Source organism: Salinicoccus sp. CNSTN-B1 (assembly GCF_054792835.1).
This window is the reverse complement of record NZ_JBTWMN010000004.1, coordinates 1,499,867-1,523,904: the sequence shown is the minus strand read 5'-3', so window position 1 is coordinate 1,523,904 and position 24,038 is coordinate 1,499,867. Positions and strand designations below refer to the sequence as shown.

General features: G+C 48.4%; 25 protein-coding genes and 4 pseudogenes. 27 read left to right on the top strand and 2 right to left on the bottom strand.

What is annotated here, in order from left to right; all coding sequences use genetic code 11:
* Window positions 1–6 precede the first annotated feature (6 nt).
* Window positions 7–1,365, bottom strand: a complete 1,359-nt coding sequence (locus tag ACYF68_RS09040) for an aspartate kinase (protein WP_461046465.1) — start codon at window positions 1,363–1,365, stop codon at window positions 7–9.
* Window positions 1,366–1,521: 156 nt separating this feature from the next.
* Between ACYF68_RS09040 and ACYF68_RS09035 the strand changes: the two genes are divergently transcribed.
* From ACYF68_RS09035 to thrB, 3 genes are read left to right on the top strand one after another with little or no spacing between them, the layout of a single operon-like run.
* The gene (locus ACYF68_RS09035) at window positions 1,522–2,733 is read left to right on the top strand and encodes a homoserine dehydrogenase (RefSeq protein ID WP_461046463.1); all 1,212 of its coding nucleotides are present in this window, start codon (window positions 1,522–1,524) and stop codon (window positions 2,731–2,733) included.
* Between the two features lie 4 nt (window positions 2,734–2,737).
* Window positions 2,738–3,814 (top strand): threonine synthase, encoded by a 1,077-nt coding sequence (gene thrC, locus ACYF68_RS09030; RefSeq protein ID WP_461046462.1) that lies wholly within the window; start codon window positions 2,738–2,740, stop codon window positions 3,812–3,814.
* A complete protein-coding gene (gene thrB, locus ACYF68_RS09025) occupies window positions 3,798–4,673 on the top strand; it encodes a homoserine kinase (protein ID WP_461046460.1) in 876 nt (291 codons plus the stop codon). Before thrC ends, thrB begins: the two co-directional genes overlap by 17 nt.
* Window positions 4,674–4,688: 15 nt before the next feature.
* Here thrB and ACYF68_RS09020 read toward each other — a convergent pair whose 3' ends face one another.
* On the bottom strand, window positions 4,689–5,690 hold the full coding sequence (locus tag ACYF68_RS09020) for an LLM class flavin-dependent oxidoreductase (RefSeq protein ID WP_461046458.1): 1,002 nt from the start codon (window positions 5,688–5,690) through the stop codon (window positions 4,689–4,691).
* 145 nt (window positions 5,691–5,835) lie between these two features.
* Between ACYF68_RS09020 and ACYF68_RS09015 the strand changes: the two are divergent.
* The 24 genes and pseudogenes from ACYF68_RS09015 to ACYF68_RS08900 all read left to right on the top strand — a co-directional run bounded on the left by ACYF68_RS09015 (window position 5,836) and on the right by ACYF68_RS08900 (window position 23,912).
* Window positions 5,836–6,950, top strand: a pseudogene (locus ACYF68_RS09015) (cysteine desulfurase family protein).
* A gap of 24 nt (window positions 6,951–6,974) precedes the next feature.
* Complete coding sequence (gene mnmA, locus ACYF68_RS09010; protein WP_461046456.1) at window positions 6,975–8,078, top strand: tRNA 2-thiouridine(34) synthase MnmA; 1,104 nt, start codon at window positions 6,975–6,977, stop codon at window positions 8,076–8,078.
* Window positions 8,078–8,548 carry a tetratricopeptide repeat protein gene (locus tag ACYF68_RS09005; protein ID WP_461046454.1) on the top strand — a complete coding sequence of 157 codons (471 nt, stop codon included), beginning with the start codon at window positions 8,078–8,080 and terminating at the stop codon, window positions 8,546–8,548. Before mnmA ends, ACYF68_RS09005 begins: the two co-directional genes overlap by 1 nt.
* Window positions 8,545–8,715 carry a hypothetical protein gene (locus tag ACYF68_RS09000; protein ID WP_461046452.1) on the top strand — a complete coding sequence of 57 codons (171 nt, stop codon included), beginning with the start codon at window positions 8,545–8,547 and terminating at the stop codon, window positions 8,713–8,715. Before ACYF68_RS09005 ends, ACYF68_RS09000 begins: the two co-directional genes overlap by 4 nt.
* Window positions 8,716–8,744: 29 nt before the next feature.
* Window positions 8,745–9,215, top strand: a complete 471-nt coding sequence (locus ACYF68_RS08995) for a YrrC family ATP-dependent DNA helicase (protein ID WP_461046450.1) — start codon at window positions 8,745–8,747, stop codon at window positions 9,213–9,215.
* 57 nt (window positions 9,216–9,272) lie between these two features.
* Window positions 9,273–10,970, top strand: a complete 1,698-nt coding sequence (gene recD2, locus ACYF68_RS08990; protein WP_461046449.1) for an SF1B family DNA helicase RecD2 — start codon at window positions 9,273–9,275, stop codon at window positions 10,968–10,970.
* Window positions 10,967–11,098 (top strand): hypothetical protein, encoded by a 132-nt coding sequence (locus ACYF68_RS08985; protein ID WP_461046447.1) that lies wholly within the window; start codon window positions 10,967–10,969, stop codon window positions 11,096–11,098. The genes recD2 and ACYF68_RS08985 overlap by 4 nt, the downstream gene beginning before the upstream one ends.
* Before the next feature lie 250 nt (window positions 11,099–11,348).
* Window positions 11,349–13,977, top strand: a pseudogene (alaS, locus tag ACYF68_RS08980) (alanine--tRNA ligase).
* Window positions 13,978–14,031: 54 nt separating this feature from the next.
* A pseudogene (locus ACYF68_RS08975) lies at window positions 14,032–14,294 on the top strand (IreB family regulatory phosphoprotein).
* Complete coding sequence (ruvX, locus tag ACYF68_RS08970; RefSeq protein ID WP_380570262.1) at window positions 14,287–14,718, top strand: Holliday junction resolvase RuvX; 432 nt, start codon at window positions 14,287–14,289, stop codon at window positions 14,716–14,718. Before ACYF68_RS08975 ends, ruvX begins: the two are co-directional and overlap by 8 nt.
* 3 nt (window positions 14,719–14,721) lie before the next feature.
* Window positions 14,722–15,027 (top strand): DUF1292 domain-containing protein, encoded by a 306-nt coding sequence (locus ACYF68_RS08965; RefSeq protein ID WP_380570263.1) that lies wholly within the window; start codon window positions 14,722–14,724, stop codon window positions 15,025–15,027.
* 66 nt (window positions 15,028–15,093) lie between these two features.
* Entirely contained in the window at window positions 15,094–16,221 is a 1,128-nt protein-coding gene (gene mltG, locus ACYF68_RS08960) for an endolytic transglycosylase MltG (protein ID WP_461046444.1), read from the top strand.
* Between the two features lie 112 nt (window positions 16,222–16,333).
* A complete protein-coding gene (locus ACYF68_RS08955) occupies window positions 16,334–16,975 on the top strand; it encodes an O-methyltransferase (RefSeq protein ID WP_461046442.1) in 642 nt (213 codons plus the stop codon).
* Window positions 16,972–17,604 carry a uridine kinase gene (gene udk / locus ACYF68_RS08950; protein WP_380570266.1) on the top strand — a complete coding sequence of 211 codons (633 nt, stop codon included), beginning with the start codon at window positions 16,972–16,974 and terminating at the stop codon, window positions 17,602–17,604. The genes ACYF68_RS08955 and udk overlap by 4 nt, the downstream gene beginning before the upstream one ends.
* Window positions 17,605–17,634: 30 nt before the next feature.
* Window positions 17,635–18,111, top strand: coding sequence for a transcription elongation factor GreA (gene greA / locus ACYF68_RS08945; protein ID WP_344700954.1), 477 nt, complete (start codon window positions 17,635–17,637; stop codon window positions 18,109–18,111).
* Complete coding sequence (locus ACYF68_RS08940; protein WP_380570267.1) at window positions 18,104–18,805, top strand: 5'-methylthioadenosine/adenosylhomocysteine nucleosidase; 702 nt, start codon at window positions 18,104–18,106, stop codon at window positions 18,803–18,805. Before greA ends, ACYF68_RS08940 begins: the two co-directional genes overlap by 8 nt.
* 193 nt (window positions 18,806–18,998) lie before the next feature.
* Window positions 18,999–19,520 (top strand): annotated as a pseudogene (locus ACYF68_RS08935) (YqeG family HAD IIIA-type phosphatase).
* Between the two features lie 3 nt (window positions 19,521–19,523).
* Window positions 19,524–20,630: a ribosome biogenesis GTPase YqeH gene (gene yqeH / locus ACYF68_RS08930; RefSeq protein ID WP_461046439.1), complete on the top strand. Its 1,107-nt coding sequence runs from the start codon at window positions 19,524–19,526 to the stop codon at window positions 20,628–20,630.
* Entirely contained in the window at window positions 20,630–21,439 is an 810-nt protein-coding gene (gene aroE, locus ACYF68_RS08925; protein WP_461046438.1) for a shikimate dehydrogenase, read from the top strand. The genes yqeH and aroE overlap by 1 nt, the downstream gene beginning before the upstream one ends.
* Window positions 21,436–21,732, top strand: coding sequence for a ribosome assembly RNA-binding protein YhbY (gene yhbY / locus ACYF68_RS08920; RefSeq protein WP_380570271.1), 297 nt, complete (start codon window positions 21,436–21,438; stop codon window positions 21,730–21,732). Before aroE ends, yhbY begins: the two co-directional genes overlap by 4 nt.
* On the top strand, window positions 21,729–22,292 hold the full coding sequence (gene nadD, locus ACYF68_RS08915; RefSeq protein WP_380570272.1) for a nicotinate (nicotinamide) nucleotide adenylyltransferase: 564 nt from the start codon (window positions 21,729–21,731) through the stop codon (window positions 22,290–22,292). The genes yhbY and nadD overlap by 4 nt, the downstream gene beginning before the upstream one ends.
* Window positions 22,282–22,851 carry a bis(5'-nucleosyl)-tetraphosphatase (symmetrical) YqeK gene (gene yqeK, locus ACYF68_RS08910; protein ID WP_461046437.1) on the top strand — a complete coding sequence of 190 codons (570 nt, stop codon included), beginning with the start codon at window positions 22,282–22,284 and terminating at the stop codon, window positions 22,849–22,851. The genes nadD and yqeK overlap by 11 nt, the downstream gene beginning before the upstream one ends.
* A 4-nt stretch (window positions 22,852–22,855) precedes the next feature.
* Complete coding sequence (gene rsfS, locus ACYF68_RS08905; protein ID WP_344700946.1) at window positions 22,856–23,191, top strand: ribosome silencing factor; 336 nt, start codon at window positions 22,856–22,858, stop codon at window positions 23,189–23,191.
* On the top strand, window positions 23,172–23,912 hold the full coding sequence (locus tag ACYF68_RS08900; RefSeq protein WP_461047562.1) for a class I SAM-dependent DNA methyltransferase: 741 nt from the start codon (window positions 23,172–23,174) through the stop codon (window positions 23,910–23,912). The genes rsfS and ACYF68_RS08900 overlap by 20 nt, the downstream gene beginning before the upstream one ends.
* The last annotated feature ends 126 nt before the right edge of the window (window positions 23,913–24,038 follow it).

Sequence of the window (24,038 nt, the reverse complement as noted above, 5' to 3'; positions counted from 1 at the left end):
TGATTTTCAGGATTCATCAAAATAATTATAGTAGATTGCGTGAAGCGCCCTCTGGGCATCTTTTTGGGCCACGGCGAACATCATGCTGATCTCTGAAGCCCCCTGGTTGATCATACTGATGTTGATGTCATTTTCACTAAGGGCGACCGTTGTCTTCGTAGCGATGCCGATGTGATGTTTCATTCCTTCTCCGACTATGATGATCAGTACAAGGTCGTTTTCGACATGTATCGACTCGGTTTCAAGCGTATCTTCGATATCAGCGATGACCGCCGCCAATTTATCATTGCCTTCGAACTGCTTTGATCTGAGTATGATGGATAGATTATCTATACCCGAAGGGATATGTTCATAGGAGAGGTCATGGTCCTCCATGATCTGCAGCAGCCGTCTTGTAAAGCCGACTTCCCGGTTCATTAGGTATTTATTCATTGTGAGCGATGTGAAGCCCTCATCGCAGCTGATGCCGATGACCGGCATGCGGGGTATATACTCCCGTTCGGCTACAATCTTCGTCCCCTCTATCTCCGGGGCGTTCGTATTGCGTATCATGATGGGGATATTCTGTTTATAGACAGGTTCCAGTGCTTCATCGTGGAATACGCCGAAACCGGCATATGACAGCTCACGCATTTCGCGATAGGTGATCTCCTCGATTTTATGCGGCGAGCTGATGCGGGACGGATCGGCCGAATAGATGAAGCTGACATCCGTAAAGTTTTCGTAGAGTGATGCATTAACCGCACGTGCCACAATGGCTCCTGTAATATCCGATCCTCCTCTTGGGAAAGTAACGATCTGACCGCTTTTTGAATATCCAAAGAATCCGGGGATTACCACGACTTGGCCGGCGTCCTTCAACTTTTCCAGTCTGGCGTAGGATTCAGGAAGGAGCAGTGCATTGGAAGGTTCATCCGTTACCAGTATCCCCGCTTCACCAGGGCACATGTAAGTGGCATCGACGCCTATTTTATTCAAATACGCGCTGACCAGTTGCGCATTAAAATCCTCGCCGCATGACTTCAGGGCGTCGAGCAGGCGTTTCTTCTCGTTGATATCCGCCAGATGTGAGCGCAATATACCTTCATAATTTTCCAGCAGTTGGTGTTCCAGTCCAAGTTCATCGACCATTGCGGCAAATCTCCCTATGATATCCGTGATGATCTCCTCGACCGGCAGGCCGGCAGTGTGGTTGGCATGTAGGGCAATCAGCATATCCGTCACCTTCGTGTCGCCAGTGCTTCTTTTGCCGGGGGCGGAAACGACCGCAATGCGGCGTTCGCTGTCACTTTTCATTATATCGGCAATCTTTTTGACCTGTGCCGCATTACAGAGGGAACTGCCTCCAAACTTAGCTACCTTCATCCCTTTGCACCTCTACTTTTCTGAATTTTAAAAACAATAATACATCAAAAATCATATAATGTGTACCCTTATTTAAATTGCTGCTTGAATTATCCGACTTTTCTCTCTAATATATAGTCTTATATGAAAGTATGATTGGAGAAAGGTGATGGTGACATGAAAGTGGCAATACTCGGTATGGGGACGGTGGGTTCCGGAGTGATGGAAGTCATTCGGATGAACCGTCCGGAGATTGAGAGGCAAATCGGTACCAGCTTCTCCATCAGCCATGTCCTGGTCCGGGATAGATATAAGGAACGCGGAGTCGAGCTTAGCGGTGTAACCATAACGGATGCCGTCGATGAGATTCATGCCGCAGATATTGATGTAGTGGTCGAAGTGATGGGCGGTATGGCATCCACCCGGGATATTCTGCTCGGATTCCTCCAGAAAGGGGTGCATGTCATCAGCGCGAATAAAGATATGCTGGCAGAACATATCGATGAACTGGCTGAGGCGGCGAACAGGAGTGGTGCCATGCTGATGTATGAAGCCAGTGTAGCCGGTGGCATACCGATTATTAACGGCATCAGTCAAGGTCTGAACGCAAACCGCATACAGGAAGTGATGGGGATACTGAACGGCACCACCAACTACATATTGACCAGGATGACTGGTGAAGGTTGGGATTATGAAAAAGCGCTTGATGCCTCCAAGGAGAAAGGGTATGCAGAAGCTGATCCGACAAACGACGTGGCCGGCTTTGATGCCCAGAGGAAAATTGTGCTGTTATCCCGGCTGGCCTACAATCGCAAGGTGGCTATCGGGAAAGTCGGGACACAAGGCATCGATTCAGTAGAACTGAAAGACATAGAAGCAGGCAGCAATGCCGGATTGACGATGAAGCTGATCGGCCGGAGTGCATTCCATGATGACCAGCTGTCAATTGAAGTGGCGCCTGTCTTCCTGCCGGATGATCATCAGCTATCTTCAGTATCCAACGAGAAGAATGCAGTATATATAAGGGGCAATGCGGTAGGGGAAACGATGTTCTACGGGCCGGGTGCCGGCGGTCGGGAAACTGCCTCCGCTGTAGTATCCGACCTGATCAGTTGCCTTAGGCGCATGGAGCGCGTGGAACAGAATCTGGTTCCGGCATACGAGGCAGCCATCACAGAAGATGTCAGCCCCAAAAGATTCTACATCCGGTTCACCGTCGGTGAAATATCCGCCAGAGAACAGTTGTCGCAGCATGGGATAGATTATGAACTCATCGAGCGCAAGGAAGTGGCAGTGGTCATCACCTCCGCGATCAAACCGGAGAAGCTGCGGGCATTGGTGGAGAATAATGACAGCATTTATGTAACCTATAAAGTGGAAGGGGATTGATCCGATGCATTGGAGCGGTCTGATTGAAGAATATAAAACATATCTGCCGGTGGGCGATGACACACCGCGCCTGACCCTATATGAAGGGGGCACGCCTCTTATCCGGCTCGATACATTAAGCCAGAAGTTTGAAGCCAATCTCTATGCGAAAGTGGAAGGCCACAATCCGACTGGGTCCTTCAAGGACAGGGGAATGGTCATGGCGGTTGCCAAAGCGAAGGAAGCGGGTGCCCATACAGTCATCTGTGCTTCCACCGGCAACACGTCAGCTTCAGCAGCCGCCTACGCTTCTCGGGCAGGGCTCAAGACCATCGTGGTCGTGCCGGAAGGCAAGATTGCCCTAGGTAAGTTGGCTCAGGCGATGATGTATGGCGCAGAGATCATATCCATCCAGGGGAATTTTGATGAAGCATTGAAGGTCGTCCGTAAAATCGCCGAAAAAAATGACGGCATCACGCTGGTCAATTCAGTTAATCCATATCGGTTGGAAGGTCAGAAGACGGCAGCTTTTGAAATCGCTGAAGTTTTAGGGGCGGCACCGGACTATCTGACGATCCCAGTCGGCAATGCGGGCAACATTTCAGCGTACTGGAAAGGATTCAAGGAATATGATGCCAAAAATGACTCTGGTCTGCCGAAGATATACGGATTTGAGGCAGAAGGGGCGGCAGCCATCGTCAATGATCGGGTGATTGAACAGCCGGAGACGGTCGCAACAGCAATCCGGATCGGCAACCCGGCAAGCTGGTCGCTGGCTGTAGAAGCCCGTGATGAATCAGGTGGTCTGATAGAGTCGGTGACGGATGAGGAGATTCTTAAAGCCTATGAAATGTTGGCGGCAGCCGAGGGTATTTTTGCAGAACCAGGGTCCAACGCCAGCACAGCAGGCATGATCAGAGCGCTTGAAGAAGGTAAGATTGAAAAGGGCGCCACCGTCGTGACAGTCCTTACCGGCAATGGGCTGAAGGATCCTGAGACGGCTATGGAACAGATCATAAAGAAGCCGAAGCTGTTGCCGAACGATGAGGGCCAGATCATCGACTACATTGAAGGCCTGGGTAAAAATGATGCATCGGTTTAAGGTCCCGGCCACGAGCGCCAACCTTGGCCCGGGTTTTGATTCCGTCGGTCTGGCACTCGAAAAGTATCTTCATATAGAAGCAAAGGAAGGCGCCGGATTCAACATCATATTCGAGGATGATTTTCTTGCTGTGCTGCCGGATGATGAGACTAACCTTGTCATAAGTACAGCCCGGGATATCGCCCGGAAATATGGGTGCCGACTGCCTGGTCTTGAGGTCAGAATGGGCAGTGACATCCCACTCAGCCATGGGCTCGGAAGTTCCGCTTCAGCCATAGTCGCCGGCATCGAGCTTGCGGATCGGTTTTGCGGCCTGGATCTGACGGTTTACGATAAAGTGCTCCTTGGCAGCGAAATAGAAGGCCATCCGGATAATATCGGGCCTGCCGTTACAGGAGGACTGTTCGTCGGGTATTATGATGGAGAGCTGTTCTACCATGTGATGGATATCGAAGGCCTATCGGCGGTAATCAGTGTCCCCCCTTATGAGATGAATACAAAAGAAGCCCGACGGGCCTTGCCTGAAACATACAGTAGGCAGGATGCCGTGCGTCAGAATGCCTTGAATAATGTCCTCCTGCTCTCGATCATGAACAATGACTATAAGGCCATGCGCCAACTGATGACGCAGGATCACTACCACGAACCCTACCGCCGGCAGTTGATCGCCGAATACGATGCGGTGAGGCAAGCGGCTGAACAGGCAGGCGCTATCGCCACGACTATCAGCGGAGCGGGGCCGACTTTGCTGACTCTATGCAAAAGCAGTGAGGCCGCCGCGGTATTTGAGCAGCTGGGCACCGTGCGTGGTTGCCATCACGAAAAAGTGGATATATGCAGAAAAATTCCCGGGATGTAGACATCCCGGGAATTTTTATCTGCCATTATATTTTCTGACGATCTTTTCGAACAGGTCATAGGAATACTTCTGGGCATCTTTATCATAGATGTAGCTCACAGCCATGATTTCATCTGCACTGAATTTATTCTGGAACAATCTCAGTCTCTCAAGCGCAGTGGCTTCACTGCCCATGATCGCTACAGGAAAGCGGCTTTCGACGATCTGCCTTTCAGGCGGCGTCCAGATTGATTCCATGTCTGAAACAGGCGGCTGCAGTTTTTTGCCGCCGCCCCTGATGACATTCAGGACGAATTGGGCCATCGTCGTGGAGAGGTGCTTCGCCTCTTCATCAGTATCTGCCATGATAACATTCAGGCAGGCAATCTTATATGGTTCCGCCAACTGGTCGGAAGGCTCGAATTCCTGTTCATAGATCTTGAAGGCTGCTTCCATATGGTCTGGAGCGAAGTGCGCCGCAAAAGCGTATGGCAATCCCAGACGGGCTGCAAGGTGTGCAGAGTCGGTGGAAGAGCCGAGTATATAGAGCGGGATTTCTGTGCCGTTGCCTGGGAAGGCTACAACCTGGGTCTTTTCATCCGAAAGGTATTTGCGGATATCCTCCACTTCCGAGCCGAATGTATAGACGCCATCATGGTTGTTGCGGCGGATGGCGGATGCGGTACGCATATCAGTGCCAGGGGCACGGCCGAGGCCGATGTCCAGACGGTCTCCGAATATGGCGTGCATGGTGCCGAACTCTTCGGCAACGATTAGAGGGGAGTGGTTCGGCAGCATGACGCCCCCGCTCCCGACACGGATATGTTCTGTATGGTGCAGGATGTGATGAATCAGTTGGCGCGTCGCAGAAGACGCGATTGAAGTGGTGTTATGGTGTTCAGCCACCCAGTATCTTTTATAATCTGAACCATCGACATGTTCAGCGAGGTCGACCATATCCTTGAATGCCTCTTTGGCATCTCCGCCCTCACGTACAGGCACAAGGTTAAGAATGGATGGGGTCAGTTGTTTTGACATAGATAGAATCCTCCTTATAATGGACAATTATCATCCATTGGATTTATTTTGTCTAACAATGGGCTTCAAAAGTATAAAAATCTACCGTTCCATGTTAAAATCTTATAATGTATAATAAAGCTATTTTTGGAGATGGGTGATTCTAATGGAAGTATATGCAGACTATGCGGCGACCACCCCTATGGATGGAGCGGTCCGCCAAGCACTCTTGGAAGATGACGGTTTCGGCAATCCTTCAAGCATTCACCGGGCAGGTAAAGAGGCCCGGGCCAAAATCGAGAAGGCGCGCAGGGGGATTGCACAACTTTTAAACGCCTCTTCGTCAGAAATCTTTTTCACCAGTGGTGCCACCGAAGGCAACAATATGGCAATCAGAGGGGTGGCGAACCAATATGAGCGCCCCCATATCATCACGACCGAGATAGAACATGCCTCCGTTCTGAACACATTGAGAAGTCTGGATGCGGACGTCACCTATCTCCAAGCTAACGCGGATGGCGCGATAGACGTCGATGCACTCAAAAATAGCCTGCGGGATGAAACGGTGCTTGTATCGGTCATGCTGGTCAATAATGAAACCGGTGTGATGCAGCCGATTTATGAAATACAAGAAGCGTTGTCGGAGCATAAGGCTTTGCTCCATATAGATGCGGTCCAGGCCTATGGGCATATGACGGTAGACGTCAAAGAGCTCGGAGCGGATCTGCTGACATTGAGTGCCCATAAGATGTACGGGCCGAAGGTGTCGGCCTGCTCTATAAGCGTAAAGATGTGAAACTCATCCCGCTCATCACAGGCGGCGGCCAGGAGAAGGATCTTCGCGGCGGCACTGAAAACACCATTTGGATCGAAGGCCTGTCGCTCGCGATGCAGCAGGCATCCGATGAAATGACGCGCAGAAGCATACGGGAGATGCAGATCAAAGAGCAGTTCCTCAACTTGCTGACACAATCCGATATTCCATTTGAAGTGAACGGGGACGTCAATAAGTCGGCAAGCCACATCATCAACATCCATTTCCCTTTTGCCGAAGCAGAATTCATGCTGACGGCATTGGACATGGCCGGCATCCATGCTTCAGCCGGCTCCGCGTGCCAGGCCGGCACATTGAACCCTTCCCATGTCCTCACTTCGATGTATGGCGAATCGGACCGCAACCGCCAATCCATACGGTTCAGCTTCTCCTACATGATGACAGATGAGGAAGTGGAAGCCATCGTCACGGCACTTGAAGATATATACGGAAGACTTATGCGTTAGGCATACCCGGAAAGGAAGGATAACATGAATAATTCAGATATAACTGTCGTCGTCGGCATGAGTGGCGGCGTAGACAGCTCAGTGACAGCTAAGCTCCTGAAAGATCAGGGCTATAATACAATAGGCATCTTCATGAAGAATTGGGACGATACCGATGAAGATGGCGTATGCACCGCTACAGAAGACTATGAAGATGTGCGCCTGGTAGCCGAGGAGATCGGCATACCGTACTACTCTGTGAACTTCGAGAAGGAATATTACGACAGGGTATTCGAATATTTCCTCGAGGAGTACAGGAAAGGGCGTACTCCGAACCCTGATGTGATGTGCAACAAGGAGATAAAATTCAAGGCGTTCCTTGATCACGCCATGAAACTTGGGGCAGATTACGTTGCGACTGGACATTATGCACAAGTCGTGCATGACGAGGAAGGTACAAAGATGCTGAGGGGCATCGATAACAATAAGGATCAGACGTATTTCCTCAACCAACTCTCCCAGGAGCAATTATCCAAAGTGATGTTCCCACTTGGCCACTTGGACAAGAAGGAAGTGCGCAGGCTGGCCCGCGAATATGACCTGGCCACAAAAGACAAGAAAGATTCGACCGGCATATGCTTCATCGGCGAAAGGGACTTCAAGACATTCCTGAGCAGTTATCTGCCTGCCAATCCGGGACGCATGATCAATATGGATACCGGGGAAGATAAAGGCCGTCATGACGGCCTCATGTACTACACGATCGGACAGCGTCAAGGCCTCGGCATCGGCGGAGACGGAGGACCGTACTTCGTGGCAGGGAAAAACCTTGAAACGAATGAATTGTATGTAGTGTCCGGCTACGACAATGAAGCATTGTCTTCTTCCAGCCTGGAGGCTTCAGACATCAACTTCATCAATCCAGTACCGGAAACGTTTGAATGCACCGCCAAATTCAGATACCGCCAAGAAGATGTACCGGTCACCGTCAAGCAGATGGATGATAGGCTGCTTGTAGAATTCCATGAACCGGCGCGCGCCGTTACACCTGGTCAGGCAGTCGTCTTCTATGATGGTGATGTATGTCTCGGTGGGGCGACGATAGACCGCATATTCAAAGAATCAAAAGAATTGGAGTATCTTGCATAATGACCATCAGATATGAACAGTTGATCAAAGAGGGTAGAACTGAAGAGGCACTTGAGGAGATATTCAAGGAGATAGAGGCATCACCTGAGGAAGAAGCGCATTACATCAACGCCGGCAACCTGTTGCATCGGGCCGGCCAGGATGAAGAAGCGGAGCGGTTTTTGCAGAAGGCGATCACCTTGAATGAGGCGAGTACGAGCGCATACTATGCACTTGCGAACGTCTACTTCGATAATGAACGGTTCAAGGAGGCGGTGAGGCTCTACCTGCTGGCCTACACCCGGAACCCAGACGATGGCGACCTGAATTTCATGCTGGCCATGAGCCATGTCCATCTGAACGAACCTGAACAGGCCATTCAATTTTTTGAGAAAGCACATGAAGTAAAGCCCGAGGATACGGATATCGCGTTCCAATATGGGCTCCTCTGCTGTCAAGTCGGACTGTACGGGCCGGGGAGACCTTGTTGAAGAAAGTATTGTCCATGGAAGAGAACGCGGATGCCGAATATAACCTTGGACTGGTGAAGCTCATGAAAGATGATGAAGCGCAGGCGATAGGCCATTTCCAACGCGCAATAGAGATCCAAGAGGACCATCATCTTGCCCATCATGCACTTGCACGACTCAACGATTGAGAGGACCGGAACGAGGAAGGTGATTCCATTTGGATCAATCTACAATCTACGATGACACATTCATAACAGGGGAAGTGGAGCGCGTCATATTCGTCAGTGAACAGACGCGTTTTACTGTGCTCAAGGTACTCGTCAATGAAACGAATACGAACTTCAGTGACGAAGCGATCGTCACGGGCTACTTCCACGCGGTCGCAGAAGGGGACACATACAGATTTTCAGGCAAAGTGACCCGTCATGCACGTTTCGGGGAACAATTCAGTGCGGACACGTTCAGGAAAGAGCAGCCGACGACGATGCGCGGGCTGATCCAATACCTCTCAGGGGATACGTTTCCGGGAATAGGGGAAAAGACAGCCAAAAAGATCATTGAAACTCTTGGCGTCGATGCATTGAAAAAAATTGCAGATGACCGGAGTGTACTGGATGATGTGGCGGGCTTGTCCAAAAAGAAGCGCGATATGATCCACTACCGCATATTGGAGAACAGCCAGACTTAGCGTCTGGTCATCAAACTGACCGATCTTGGTTTCGGTGCCAGGATGAGCGCCAAAATATTGAAGACCTATCAGGACCAGGCCCTCCAGGTGATTGAGAAGGAGCCCTACCGGCTGGTTATGGACATCGATGGCATCGGCTTTCATACGGCGGACCGTATAGCGATGAATGCTGGCATCGGTAAAGATGATGTCAGCCGTCTTGAAGCCGGCATCATGTATCTGGTGGAGAGTGTCATCATGTCGGATGGCCATACTTATGCGACCCGGGATACTCTTGTCGGAATGACGCGGGAATTGCTGAACCATGACGCCGAGCAGTACTTTTCGGACGAGGCCATCAGCCGATCGATCGATCAGCTGTCAGACAACGACCGGCTCGTCCAGTATGAGCGCCGCATCTATGTCCCTTCCCTCTTTTATTCCGAATATAAATCGGCCGAGCAGATCTTCCGCATGATGAATGACCGCTCGGAAGTATCAGCGGGTGAAGAGAAGGCAGGCGAAATCATCGCAGATGTCGGTGAACGCTTCGATATCCACTATAATAATAGGCAGAAATCCGCCATGATCAAAGCGTTGACTGAAAAGATCTCCATCATTACAGGCGGTCCCGGCACAGGGAAGACCACAATCGTCAAAGGCATCATCAACGCCTACCATGAATTGAACGACTTGAAGCCCGCTGACGAGTATGAGGGTGACGAATACCCGATCAGGCTCGTCGCCCCCACTGGCCGGGCATCCAAGCGCCTCAGTGAAACTGCAGGCATCAAGGCGTCCACCATCCACCGTATGATAGGGTGGGGCATGGATACCGGTAAGGATGAAGTGATCGATGCGGAAATCGATGCAGACCTCATCATCATAGATGAGATGTCGATGGTCGATACATGGCTGTTCTTTCAGCTGATGCGCAACGTCAAACCTTTCACGCGGCTGGTGTTCGTCGGGGACCGCGATCAATTGCCATCCGTCGGGCCCGGGACCGTGTTCAAAGATTTGATCGAGTCTGGCGTCATTCCGACGACCGAGCTCGATACCATATACCGTCAAGGGGAAGGATCTTCGATCATCCGCTTGGCACACGAGATAAAAGAAGGCAGGAAAATGGACATCACCGAAAAGTTCAAAGACCGCCTTTTCATCCCCGCTAAAATGAACCATATCCCGGACATCGTGGATAATGTGGTGAAAAAAGCGGTCGACAAAGGATATGATATGCGTGATATTCAAGTGTTGGCCCCCATCTATAGAGGGGACGCCGGAATACTGAAGCTCAACCGCATCCTCCAGACCATCCTCAATCCTGAAGCTGAAGATAAAAATGAAATTGCCTTTGGCGATGTCATATTCAGGAAGGGTGACAAAGTCATACAGCTCGTCAACCGGGCTGAAGACAATGTCTTTAACGGTGACTCTGGAGTGATCGACTCCATACTGTTCAAGGATGAGGATGAGGCAGAAAAGGATACGATTCTGGTTGATTATGACGGCATCCATATCGCGTACGAACGCAAAGAACTGACGGAATTGTCGCACGCCTACTGTACGAGCATCCATAAAGCACAGGGGAGCGAATACCCGATCGTCATCATGCCGGTCGTCAAAAGCTACCGCCATATGTTGATGAAGAACATCGTCTATACAGGCATCACGCGTGCCAAAGAATCCCTCATATTATGTGGAGATCAAGAAGCATTCTATGATTCCCTGGAGAAGAGGGCGTCCACAGACGCACTTCGCTGGCCGAGATGATCCGTCTGCTCTTTGGCAAGGAGGATGAGCCGGCAGACGAGATGCCTGAAGTCCTGACCGAATCGAAAATGTTCCAGATCCCTGCCATGATAAATATGGAAGGCGTCACGCCCTACGATTTCAATTGACAGATCCGGTGAATATTCCTATAATCAAATCAAGGTTAAAACAAGTGGAGATCCCGAGTGACTGGATTGTGATGGACAGAGACATTGCGGCAGCTGAGAGCAATGACGCATCCTTTCACGTGCTAATCTCCACCCACTTTATATATATACAAAGTGATGACAGTGTCATAACTTGGGTGGTACCGCGGTTCAGATCGTCCCATATTTTGGGGGATCTTTTTTTATTTTAAAAAACTAAGGAGTGACTGTAATGAAAAGACTGACCGGCAACGAAATCAGGGATATGTTCCTCGAATACTTCAGGGCACACAACCATATGGTGGAGCCGAGTGCACCGCTTGTACCGATAGATGACGATTCTCTGCTGTGGATCAACTCGGGAGTGGCGACTCTAAAGAAGTACTTTGACGGCCGTACCATTCCGGAAAACCCTAAAATCGTCAACGCCCAAAAGGCGATCAGGACAAACGATATTGAGAACGTCGGCTTTACAGCCCGTCACCATACATTCTTCGAAATGCTCGGCAATTTTTCGATAGGGGATTACTTCAAGGAAGATGCAATCCGTTACGCATGGGACTTCCTGACGAACAGCGAATGGATCGGTTTCGACCCATCACTCCTCTATGTCACCGTCCACCCGGAAGATGAAGATGCCTACAGGATATGGCGGGAGATAATCGGCCTTGACGCCGACCGCATCATCCGCATAGAAGGTAACTTCTGGGATATCGGGAAGGTCCGTGCGGCCCGAACAGTGAAATCTTCTACGACCGCGGTCCGGATTTTGAGCCGGGTGCTCCGGCGGATGAAATGTACCCGGGCGGCGAGAATGAACGCTATCTGGAAATCTGGAATCTCGTATTCAGTGAATTCAACCACAACAAAGATGGTTCCTATACACCACTGCCTAAAAAGAATATTGATACGGGCATGGGGCTTGAAAGGATGGCCAGCATCATACAGGAAGTACCGACCAATTTCGATACCGACCTCTTCACCCCGATCCTTGCTGAGATCAGCCGGATCAGTGGCCACCGTTACGGCGCAGATGCCGAAGCCGATGTTGCGTACAAGGTGATAAGCGACCATATCCGCACCGTCAGCTTTGCGGTTGCGGATGGCGCTCTCCCTTCAAACGAAGGACGCGGTTATGTATTAAGACGTCTGATCAGACGCGCAGTCCGCTTCAGCAAAGAGCTCGGCATCAACCGGGCCTTCATGTTTGACCTGGTGGAACCTGTATCTGAAATCATGGAAGGTTTCTATCCGAACGTGGGCGAACGCAAAGCATTCATCAAGGAAGTCATCAAAAAGAAGAAGAGCGTTTCCTTGCGACGCTTGATGAAGGCATCCAAATCTACGAACAGGTCAAGAAGAAAGCGCAGCAGGATGATAATGTCATCAGTGGTGAAGATGCCTTCAGACTCTACGACACTTACGGATTCCCATATGAACTGACCAAGGAATATGCAGAGAATGACGGCATGACGGTTGATGAAGCAGGTTTTATCGAAGAGATGAAACAGCAGCGTGAACGGGCAAGGAATGCCCGGAAATCGGGTGATTCGATGCAGGTCCAGTCTGAAACGCTGGCACGTCTTACCGCGCCGAGCACATTCACCGGCTATACTTCCAAAAGCGAAGAAGCGGTGCTGCTTCATATCATCCATGCGGATAATGAGGTGGACGCTGCAGAAGCGGGCCAGGACGTGGAACTCATCTTTGACCGCACACCGTTCTATGCGACAAGCGGCGGACAGGTGGCAGACAAAGGGGAGATCCGGGCAGACGGAACAAAACTTACAGTCAACTCAGTCTACAAGGCGCCGAACGGCCAGAATGTGCATGTGGCACACATCTCGGAAGGTACGCTTTCCAAAGGTGCCACATATGACCTGGAAGTGGATGCAGAGAGCCGCAACTTCATCATCAAAAACCATACTGCAACGCACCTCCTGCATCAGGCATTAAAAGATGTGCTTGGCGATCATGTCAACCAGGCAGGTTCGCTTGTAGAAAAAGAACGGCTGCGTTTTGACTTCTCCCACCTTGAAGGGTTGAGTGAAGAAGAAACCGAGCAGATAGAAAATATAGTAAACACCAACATCTACCGCAATATGGCGGTAGAGATTGAGGAAATGCCGATAGAAGAAGCAAAACAGAAGGGTGCTACGGCACTGTTCGGCGAGAAATATGGAGACGTCGTCCGCGTAGTGGACATCAACCAGTACTCGATAGAGCTATGCGGCGGCATCCATGTCAGAAACACCGGTGAAATCGGTACTTTCAAGATAATATCTGAAACAGGCATCGGGGCAGGCATCAGACGTATAGAAGCCGTCACCAGCAAATACGCAGTTGAGTACTATAAAGAGAAGGAAGCAGTTGTGAAAGAGATCGCCAAAGATCTGAAGGTCAAAGAAGGCCAGGTCAATAAGAAGGTCTCAGCGCTGCTTGCTGAAAATCAGTCGATGCACAATGAGATCAAGGAAATGAAGGCATCTCGCCAAGATGAAAAGCTCGCAGAAGCCACCCACGAAACCAAGGAAATCAATGGTGTGCCGGTGCTATCCATGGAAGTCCAGGCAGAAGGTGCCAAGGAACTGAGAGAAACGATGGACCGTCTAAAGTCACGGGCCCAAGATACCGTAATTGCGCTTGGTTCGGTGAATGGCGACAAGGTATCCCTTGTCGTGACTGTGCCTAAATCATTGACCGACCGCCTAAAAGCCGGCGACATCATGAAAGGCATGGCTTCAACAGTCGAAGGTAAGGGGGGCGGACGCCCAGATATGGCACAAGGTGGCGGCACCGCTCCAGAGAATATAACAAGTGCATTACAATTTGTTGAAGACTATATTAAAAGTACTTTATAAAAACAATCAATGCTATACTGATTGAAAAGGGAAGCAACGATGGGAGTGCTGTAATTGAACCAGTTTGATGAAACAATGAAATTCAGTGTGGACGACATGAAGGCTGAAAATGTCAAAGATATCATGACCGTCGTGTACAGGACACTGGAGGAGCGTGGGTATAACCCAATCAACCAGATCGTCGGATACCTCCAAAGCGGTGACCCGGCCTATATCCCCGGCACAATGAGGCGCGCAATAGAATTCGGCATATCGACCGTGATGAAATAATGGAAGTCCTTGTCAGGAGCTACATCGAAAAGGAAATACATGAATAGGATACTCGGGCTTGATGTCGGGACCAAGACAGTCGGCGTGGCGCTGAGTGATGCACTCGGGTGGACAGCGCAGGGCGTAACGACGCTCAAGATCGACTACGATGAAGGGATATACGGCATTGAGGAAATCGTCAGGCTGGCGATGGATAATGATGTCGAAAGGATAATCGTAGGATTGCCAAAGAACATGAATAATTCAATCGGAGAGAGTGGAGAGCGTTCAATCCACTTTGCCAAATTGCTTGAAAACGCGTTGCCAGATGTTAAAATAACACTATGGGATGAACGATTGAGTACAATCGGAGCAGAGCGTTCGCTACTTGAAGCGGACCTCTCCCGAAAAAAAAGGAAGGCAGTTATCGATAAGATGGCTGCAGTATTCATACTGCAGGGCTACCTCGATAACCCAGTTAAAGGAGATTGAACTATGAGTCAGGAAGAAATGGAATTCAACATGGAAGAAGAAATGATGACGCTATACGACGAACAGGGGAATGAAGTACTTTACCGCAAAATGCTCGAATTCCATCATCCAGGGTTCGATAAGGAATACGTCATTCTTGCAGAGGAAGGAAATTTCTCCAATGAAGATGAAGAGATAGAACTTATTCCGATGATCAATGTACCCGATGAAGATGGCGAAGGCGGTAAGTTCATGCCCGTCGAGACGGATGAAGAATGGGATATGATCGAAGAGATCGTCAATACTCGTATGGACGAACCGGAAGAGTAGATTTTTTCTGGTATTACGGATGGCTTCCAATTTTATTGGAAGCTATTTTTGAGATAGGAGTTATACATGAGCAAATACGAAGATATCAAATTTTCAAAGAATGTATCGTCATACCTGTCCTTGTTCGTCATCGCCACGTTGGCGATACTGTTTGTAATCGCGGCCTTCTCCGTATATGTATATGTCAAATCGGGGATTGAGCCTCTGGACAGCGATTCCACAGAAGTTAAAGAAGTAAAGATAGAACAAGGGTCAACAGCCGACGAGATAGGTGAAGTACTGGAAGAGGAAGGAATCATCAAAAGTGGCATGATGTTTGAATACTATCTCAAACTAAACAGCATCACCAATTACCAGGCCGGCAACTATGAACTTTCTCCTTCAATGGACTTCGAAAAGATTGCAAAGACGTTGGAGACAGGACGCATCTATCAGGAAGTGCAACATAGACTGACGGTGCCTGAAGGCTATTCGATAGATGAGATTGCCGATCAGATGGCAGAGCAGCTGCCCATCAAGAAAAAAGAGTTCATGGATCTGATGAATGATGAATCCTACATCAAATCGTTGATTGAGGAATACCCTGATATGCTGTCTGATGCGATACTCGATGAAGAGGTCAAGTTCCCGCTTGAAGGCTACCTCTTCCCTGCAACATATGACATCACTGAGGAAGAACCAAAGGTGAAGGACATTGTTGAACAGATGCTTGATGCCACGAAGAATAATTCATACAGCATATTCAAGTCGAGTGAAGGATATACAATGACTTTTGAAGGGGAGACAAAGGAGCTCTCATTCCATGAGTTCCTCACATTGTCTTCCCTGGTCGAAGAAGAAGCGACATCGCTGGCGGACCGCTCCAAAATCGCAAGCGTGTTCCTAAACCGCATGTCCGAGAATCCGGCGATGCCGCTTCAGACCGACCCGACCGTGTTGTATGCCCTTGGTGAGCATAAGGAACGCACATTATTTGAAGACCTTGAAGTGGAGGATCCTTACAACACGTACAATATTACAGGCCTTCCACCTGGTCCAATCGCATCTCCAGGCATGGAGTCTGTACAGAGCACAATGAACCCTTCCAATACGAACTATTACTATTTCCTTGCAGACAGCGAAGGCAATAACCATTTTGCTGAAACATTTGAAGAACATACTGAAAACAGGGAAAAATATATTAATAACAATTAGCATGTAAAATCGTCTTTTCAACTGGAATAATCTGTGCTAATATGATTCTGACGAACAAAGCAACTGATAACTTTTGTTATCAGTTGTATTTTTTGTATATATGGTGGCTTATATGGATATTTATGAATATATTAAAGAAATGAACACTGAAGAAGAATTGTTTCCTGAAATGCTTGCGTATGCCCAGGAAAACCGTGTGCCCATCATGGATCAGGATGCTCTATCAGTCATGAAGCACTACATCCACCTCTCAGGCGCGAAAAGAATCCTTGAGATAGGTACTGCCATCGGCTACAGTGCAATGCACATGCTATCGGTAAGCCAGGATATTACTGTCGTCACTATCGAGAAAGACCAGGATTCCCACGCACATGCCAAACGATTTTTCGAAATGCAAGGTGTGTCAGATAGGGTGAGGAGCCTTTTGGCAGATGCCAAGGAAGTGGCCCCCGAGGAAATTGGTGAACAGAAGTTCGATCTTCTCTTCATCGATGCATCAAAAGGGAACAACCGGAATTTCTTCGATAAGTTCTCTGCTCATGTCAGACCGGGTGGACTGATCATCATCGATAATATACTGCTTAGAGGATTGGTCACAAAGGAAGAAATCACTGCCCGCGGCACCCGGAGAATGAAGGAGAAGGTGGACGGGTTCAATCGGATGATAAAAGAATCGAAGATGTCTTCAGCCTTTCTGCCGGTCGGCGATGGCCTACTCATAATTACAAAAGATAAAGAGGAGCAAGGCGAATGAGAAAACCAACAGTCATTGGCATAGCCGGGGGTTCAGGCTCCGGCAAGACATCAGTAACACGCAAGATAATGCATGCCCTGGACGGTCATAGCGTCATATTGATCGAGCAGGACTATTATTATAAGGACCAGAGCGATAAAACATTCGAGGAACGGCTGAAGACCAATTATGATCATCCATTTGCATTCGACAATGACCTTCTCATTTCCCACATTGGCCAGCTCATCGAGCGCAAGCCTGTAGAGATTCCGACATACAACTATGAAATCCATACGCGGAGCGATGAGACCATTCTGGTCGAGCCGAAAGATGTCATCATCATCGAAGGCATCTTCGCTCTTGAGAATGACGCACTGCGGGATCTGATGGACGTCAAACTCTATGTGGATACAGATTCCGACATCCGTATATTGAGAAGGCTGCAGCGGGACATCGAAGAGCGGGGCCGCACGATGGATTCAGTGATCAGCCAATACTTGAATGTAGTCAGGCCGATGCATCTGCAATTCATCGAACCCACTAAACGTTTCAGTGATGTCATCATCCCTGAAGGCGGTAAGAATGATGTGGCGATTGATCTCATCACAACCAAGATACGCACATTGCTTAACGAATCAAAAAATAACTAGACTTATAATTACTGGAGGCTTATAACCATTATGGATATGAATAAAGAATTTCCAATGACGAAAAGCGGATATGAACAATTGCAGGAGGAACTCGAACATCTGAAAGTCGTAAAACGCCCTGAAGTGGTTGAGAAGATAAAAGTCGCAAGAAGTTTCGGCGACCTCTCAGAGAACTCTGAATACGATGCAGCTAAAGATGAGCAAGGGTTCGTCGAACAGGAAATCACCAAAATCGAAGATATGCTGCGCCACGCTAAAATCATTGAAGACAGCAACAACAATAATGTGGTCCAGATCGGCAAGACCGTCACATTCAAAGAACTGCCTGACGGGGACAAAGAGTCCTATCAGATTGTCGGCAGTGCTGAAGCCGATCCGTTTGAAGGTAAAATATCGAATGAATCGCCGATAGCCCAGTCCCTGATGGGTGCCAAATTGAAGGATTCAGTTAATGTACCGCTCCCGAACGGCAACGAAATGAAAGTGGAGATTGTTTCCATTGACTAAGGGCCCCATCGGTATCATCGGTGCGATGAAGCCGGAAGTTGACATTCTGCTGGAGTGGATGGATATCAGCTCATTGGAGGAACTGGCCCATACCACCGCGTACATCGGCGAACTCTTCGGAAGAGATGCGATTGTCATCGAGAGCGGCATCGGAAAGGTGAATGCAAGCATGATTACCGCACTCTTCATTGAACGATATAACCCAAGCCTCATCATCAACACAGGTGTGGCCGGGGCCTTATCGGACACCCTTGATGTGACGGACATGGTTGTCAGCACTGATGTGCTGCATCACGATGTCGATGCCGTCGAATTCGGCTATGAGCTGGGGCAAGTGCCGGGCATGCCGAAAATGTACTATGCTGACAAGGGGCTCGTAAAGTTGGCAATGACTGCGATTTCTAAAAATCAGGATATAACTGGCCATAGCGGCCAAGTGGTCAGCGGCGACTCATTCATCAGCAATGCCGCCCAGAAGGGCACCATTCTACAAAACTTCAAAAAGGCCTATGCGGTGGATATGGAATCGGCGGCCATCGCACAGGCTTGCTATCAATTCTCGACACCGTTCGTCATCATCCGTTCGATTTCAGATAGGGCGGATGACAGTGCGGATATGGCTTATGAAGAATTTTTGTCTAAAGCTTGTATTCATTCATCTGAAGTTGTAAAATTATTAATGAAGGACTTGTGACCTGGAGGGATACTCAATGACTTTTCTCATGATCATTTCAATCATCATTACAGTCGTCATCGGTTTTCTGGTTTACAAAGAGACCGAGACAGAGGATAATGACATCATTGAATAGTTCAAAAAGCGCCTTAATTTTTTAAGGGGCTTTTATTTTTGTGATAGAATATAAAAAAACTCACTGGGAGTGCCGACATTGAAGCTTCTTAAAAAATACTTTTTACCAAGCGACTATTTCAGGGAATTTCATAGCATAACACCTGAATATTTAAAAGAACGCGGTATACGCGCAATCATCACGGATTTAGACAATACTCTGGTGGATTCGATGAACCCGATGCCAATGAAGAAGTGTTGAGGTGGCTTAAGGAGATGAAGGATAACGATATAAAAGTCTCCATCGTTTCCAACGGAAGCCAGCAGAGAGTCGGGGATTTCAGTGACCCGCACGAAATCCAGTATATATACCGGGCGCAAACCCCTGGGACATTCCTACCGAAGAGCGCTCGCCAATATGGGCGCAGCGAAATCTGAAACGGTCATGATCGGCGATCAGCTCCTGACGGATGTATTGGGGGCGAATCGGGCAGGGTTGGAAAGCATTCTGGTACTGCCCGTCAAAAAGAAAGATGGTTGGGCCACTGTGGTCAACCGGAGAATTGAACGCATCATAATGAGATATTTCGACCGTAAAGGTCTTATTCAATGGAGGGACTGACATTTGGAGTCTATTAAATGTATTGGCTGCGGAGCAGAACTGCAGAGCGATGACGAGAAACAACCGGGTTATATACCGGCAAGCGGTCTGGAAAAGGAAGACCCGATCTGCAAACGATGCTACCGTCTGAAACATTATAATGAAGTGATGGATGTGGATGTCGATTCCGGAGATTTCATGACGATGCTGAATGCCTTATATGAAACAGATGGTCTGATCGTCAAAGTAGTTGATGTATTCGACTTCAACGGCAGCATCATCCCGTCTTTCAACAGGATTGTGGGAGACAAGAAAGTGGTTGCGGTCATCAATAAGATTGACCTGCTGCCAAAATCGGTCAACCGCAGCCGGCTTGTGCATCGTGCTAAACTCATGCTCAGTGAAGCGGGCATCAAAGCTGTCGACACTGTAGTAGTGAGTGCGATGAAGAATGAAGGGATAGATAAGCTGATCGAGCGCTTGTCCAAGTTGTCGGAGGGCAAGGACATCTATGTTGTAGGCACGACGAACGTAGGTAAATCGACACTCATCAACCGTCTGATTGAAAACACATCTGGAGATAAAGAAGTGATTACGACGAGCCGTTTCCCTGGGACCACCCTCGACCTCATCGATATCCCGCTGGGTGGAAATGCGTTCATCTATGATACACCTGGTGTGATGTTGAATTCCCAGATGGCCCATTATGTTTCAAGCGACAGCTTGAAGCATATAACCCCAACTAAAGAAATCAAATCCAAAGGGTTCCAACTGGACTCTGGGCAGAGTCTTTTCATCGGTAACTTGGCGCGTATCGACCATAACTATGGAGAGCGCAACAGTTTCAATGTGTTTGCACACCATGCGCTTACCATCCACCGGACCAAGACGGATAATGCAGATGAATTCTACAGCAAACATTATAATACTCTGCTGGCGCCACCCGAAATTGGAACACCTTACTTGACCGAGTCCTATGAGAGTCATGAATTCGATATCGAAGAAGACAGTGACATAGAAATAAGCGGACTGTCGTTCATCCGCGTGGGCGGTGGATCCATAGTAGAAGTCCGCGTGCCTGAAGGGGTGGAAGTCACTTTGAGGCCGACGATATTTAAAGGAGACCAGTAATGGGTAATTATGCAGTAATAGGATTCCCTGTATCGCATAGTCTCTCGCCTTTAATCCACAATGCGAATTTCGCTGCTAGGGGAAGGGCTGATGAATACTCGGCGATTGAAGTTGAACCTGATGCGCTTGATGCCATACGGGAGACGGCATCAGCTAATAGGCTGAAAGGGTTCAACGTCACCCTCCCGCATAAAGAAAGCATCATGAAGCACCTGGATGAGATTGAAGCGGATGCCCGGAACATCGGTGCAGTGAACACCGTGTCCATAAGTAATGGAGTATGGAGGGGGCATAACACCGATGTTACAGGCTACATGAATGCGTTCCAGGGCAAGTTCGGCACAGGTCGGCGCAGAGTGCTCATCATCGGAGCCGGCGGTGCAGCAAAAGCAGTGCACCGGGCACATGCGAACATTGGAGATGACGTGATAATAGCGGCACGCCGGAGTACTGCCATGGAGGGATTTATAACGACGGACTTCTCTTTCACGCTGTTGCCTGAGCTGACCGGTCAAGAGGCGTTCGATGTCGTCATCAATTCGACGCCGATCGGGCTTGCAGATGAAGATCTTGTAGAAGTGTTGGACTTGCCGCAAGGATTATTCGGCGAATCGACAATTGGGGTCGACCTCATCTATAAACCGGAAGTAACGCCATTCCTCGATTATTTCAAGGAAGCAAACCGTATGAACGGCATGCCGATGCTCATCCATCAGGCAATGGATGCATATGAAATATGGACTGGCGACACGGGAGATTACGAAGCAGTCAATAAAAAGTATAAAGAATATAATGGAGGGCAATCATGAATACACTCACTTCTCGTCAAGTGAAACAATTGAAGGCAGAGGCGCATCATCTAAACCCAATCTTCCAGGTTGGGAAAAATGGAGTAAATGATAACTTCGTCGAGCAGATCAACGACGTTCTTGAAAAGAGGGAACTCATCAAAATATCAGTCCTGCAGAACTGTCTGGAGGATAAGGAAAATATAGCGGCCCAAATCAGTGAAGCCACGAACAGCCATGTCGTCACCATAATCGGAAAGACGATTGTGTTGTATAAAATGTCTGAAGAGAATAAGAAGATCGACCTGGGATGAGGATCGGCTTCTTCGGGGGTACATTCGATCCTGTGCACCTTGGTCATATACATGGCGTCGTCGAGGCGAAAATCGCCTTGGACCTGGATAAGATCATCATGATTCCTGCAAAACAGTCACCGCTGAAAGATGAATCCCCCACCGGTGATGCCCACCGCATTGAGATGCTGAAAAGAGCCGCCGCCCCCTATGGCTTCATGGAAATCCTCGAGTGGGAGATCACTCGGGAGGGCGTGAGCTACACTTTCGACACCGTCCAATATCTGAAAGAAGAATATCCATCAGATGAGCGGTTCTTCCTTATAGGTTCCGATCAATATGAAGGGTTCCACAAATGGCATCGCCATGAAGCGCTGCTTAAAATGATGAACTTTGTCGTAATGAGCCGCCGCCCGGATGAATTGGCCATAGATGAACGCTTTACCGCCCTTAGCCAGCCTGTCATGGAGATTTCTTCTACAGTCATTCGGGAAAGGATAAAAAAAGGCGAAGTGGCAATGCATCAGCTTGAGCCTTCTGTATACCAGTATATAAAGGAGCATCGCTTGTATGAAACATAAAATAGCGTTAGAGATGGTAAAGGCCAAGCTACCTGAAAAAAGGTATAAGCATTCCAAGAGGGTAGCGGAGACGGCAGTCAAAATGGCCGAAATATTCAAGGGAGATAAAAATAAGTGCTTCCTCGCAGGCATACTCCATGACTTCTCGAAGTACGATGAACTGGGGGAAATGTATCAATACGTCACAAAGTATAAATTGAACCCAGAACTCCTCAGCTATAAATCTGCAGTTCTGCATGGCCCGATAGCTGCGGTAAAAATGCGTGAAGAGTACCGTGTGGAGGACGAAGAGATCTATCAGGCGATTATGAATCATACCAGCGGCAGAAGCCATATGTCGCTTAACGAGAAAATCATCTACGTGGCAGATTATATTGAGCCGAAAAGAAGTCAGCCGGGTGTGGAAGCAATCCGAAGCCTTATTTTCGATGACCGCAATCTCGATGTTGCGGTCTATGAGATTACTAAAGCAAACATGCAGCATCTATTGTCTAAAGATCAGCCGATCTATCATAAGACATTGGAATGCTTGAATTATTATAATATGGTCAAGGAGTGAATTTATGAAAACCGGACAACTAATCGAACTTTTAGCAGAAGCATGTGATGATAAGCGTGCAGAAGAAATCATGAAATTTGATGTTTCAGGGTCAAGCAGCGTAACCGACTATTACCTTATCTGCGATGCAAGCTCGGACCGCCAGGTTCAGGCGATTGCCGATGAAGCGGAAGATGCATGTCAAAAACATGGCGTAGAGACGAATATGGAAGGCTATAAGGAAGGCAAATGGGTATTGCTCGACGCAGGCAACGTCGTCCTCCATATCTTCCATAAACCAGAACGAGAATATTATAATCTTGAGCGCCTGTTCAAGAATGGTGAACGCGTTGAAGTCTGAGTCAACCTACCAACTTTTCAGCCGCCATTATGAGGCGCTCACCTATGACCTGCCATATGATCTCTGGCTGGACATCATCAACTATTTCAAAGCGGGGCGACAAAGTGTCCTGGATATCGGGTGCGGTACAGGCCGTCTGACCAGTCAACTTGATTTCGACAAGGTGACCGGCATGGACCAGTCCCCGCAGATGATAGAAGAGGCGAAATCAAAAAAGTTGAAGCATACATCGTTTTTAACTGGAGATATGCTTGATTTCCGCCTTGATGAGAAGTTTGATATGGCAATTGCAACCGTCGATGTGATGAACTACTGCAAAGACCCTGGTGAAGTGGGACAGGTGCTGCAGAACGTCTACAATCATCTGAATCCAGGCGGCGTCTTCATTTTCGATATCCATAGCGTCTATAAAATGGAGCATGACTTCAATGATATGACCTATTCGGATGAAACAGACCATATCACATATATATGGCACGCCATTACAGGCGAGCATCCACTGTCGGTAATCCACGATATGACATTCTTCGTAAAAGAAGAAGATGGTGACACATACCGCAAAATTGCTGAAACCCATGAGCAACGAACCTACAAGCATAAGGAAATGATTCGAATAATCAATCAGACTGATTTCTCAATTCTTACTTCCTTCAGTGACTTTTCAATAGATAATCCAGTGACAGATATTTGTGACAGGGTATTCTATGTACTGAAAAAATAAACCGATGAAATGACCTGGTGGACGCCGGGTCATTTTTATTTTTCGAGTTTTATTATTTACTTGCAATGTAAAAAAAGAAAAACGGCCATTTCCTCCCATATATATATGAGAGATTATTCTAGGAGG

Coding starts and splice junctions, on each gene's coding strand:
- ACYF68_RS08985 (WP_461046447.1), top strand. CDS start 10,967: ATGATCCGTCTGCTCTTTGGCAAGGAGGATGAGCCGGCAGACGAGATG.
- ACYF68_RS09020 (WP_461046458.1), bottom strand. CDS start 5,690: ATGTCAAAACAACTGACCCCATCCATTCTTAACCTTGTGCCTGTACGT.
- rsfS (WP_344700946.1), top strand. CDS start 22,856: ATGAAAACCGGACAACTAATCGAACTTTTAGCAGAAGCATGTGATGAT.
- mltG (WP_461046444.1), top strand. CDS start 15,094: ATGAGCAAATACGAAGATATCAAATTTTCAAAGAATGTATCGTCATAC.
- ACYF68_RS09040 (WP_461046465.1), bottom strand. CDS start 1,365: ATGAAGGTAGCTAAGTTTGGAGGCAGTTCCCTCTGTAATGCGGCACAG.
- ACYF68_RS09035 (WP_461046463.1), top strand. CDS start 1,522: ATGAAAGTGGCAATACTCGGTATGGGGACGGTGGGTTCCGGAGTGATG.
- thrC (WP_461046462.1), top strand. CDS start 2,738: ATGCATTGGAGCGGTCTGATTGAAGAATATAAAACATATCTGCCGGTG.
- greA (WP_344700954.1), top strand. CDS start 17,635: ATGGATATGAATAAAGAATTTCCAATGACGAAAAGCGGATATGAACAA.
- thrB (WP_461046460.1), top strand. CDS start 3,798: ATGATGCATCGGTTTAAGGTCCCGGCCACGAGCGCCAACCTTGGCCCG.
- ACYF68_RS08955 (WP_461046442.1), top strand. CDS start 16,334: ATGGATATTTATGAATATATTAAAGAAATGAACACTGAAGAAGAATTG.
- yhbY (WP_380570271.1), top strand. CDS start 21,436: ATGAATACACTCACTTCTCGTCAAGTGAAACAATTGAAGGCAGAGGCG.
- aroE (WP_461046438.1), top strand. CDS start 20,630: ATGGGTAATTATGCAGTAATAGGATTCCCTGTATCGCATAGTCTCTCG.
- ACYF68_RS08965 (WP_380570263.1), top strand. CDS start 14,722: ATGAGTCAGGAAGAAATGGAATTCAACATGGAAGAAGAAATGATGACG.
- ACYF68_RS09005 (WP_461046454.1), top strand. CDS start 8,078: ATGACCATCAGATATGAACAGTTGATCAAAGAGGGTAGAACTGAAGAG.
- mnmA (WP_461046456.1), top strand. CDS start 6,975: ATGAATAATTCAGATATAACTGTCGTCGTCGGCATGAGTGGCGGCGTA.
- nadD (WP_380570272.1), top strand. CDS start 21,729: ATGAGGATCGGCTTCTTCGGGGGTACATTCGATCCTGTGCACCTTGGT.
- udk (WP_380570266.1), top strand. CDS start 16,972: ATGAGAAAACCAACAGTCATTGGCATAGCCGGGGGTTCAGGCTCCGGC.
- ruvX (WP_380570262.1), top strand. CDS start 14,287: ATGAATAGGATACTCGGGCTTGATGTCGGGACCAAGACAGTCGGCGTG.
- yqeK (WP_461046437.1), top strand. CDS start 22,282: ATGAAACATAAAATAGCGTTAGAGATGGTAAAGGCCAAGCTACCTGAA.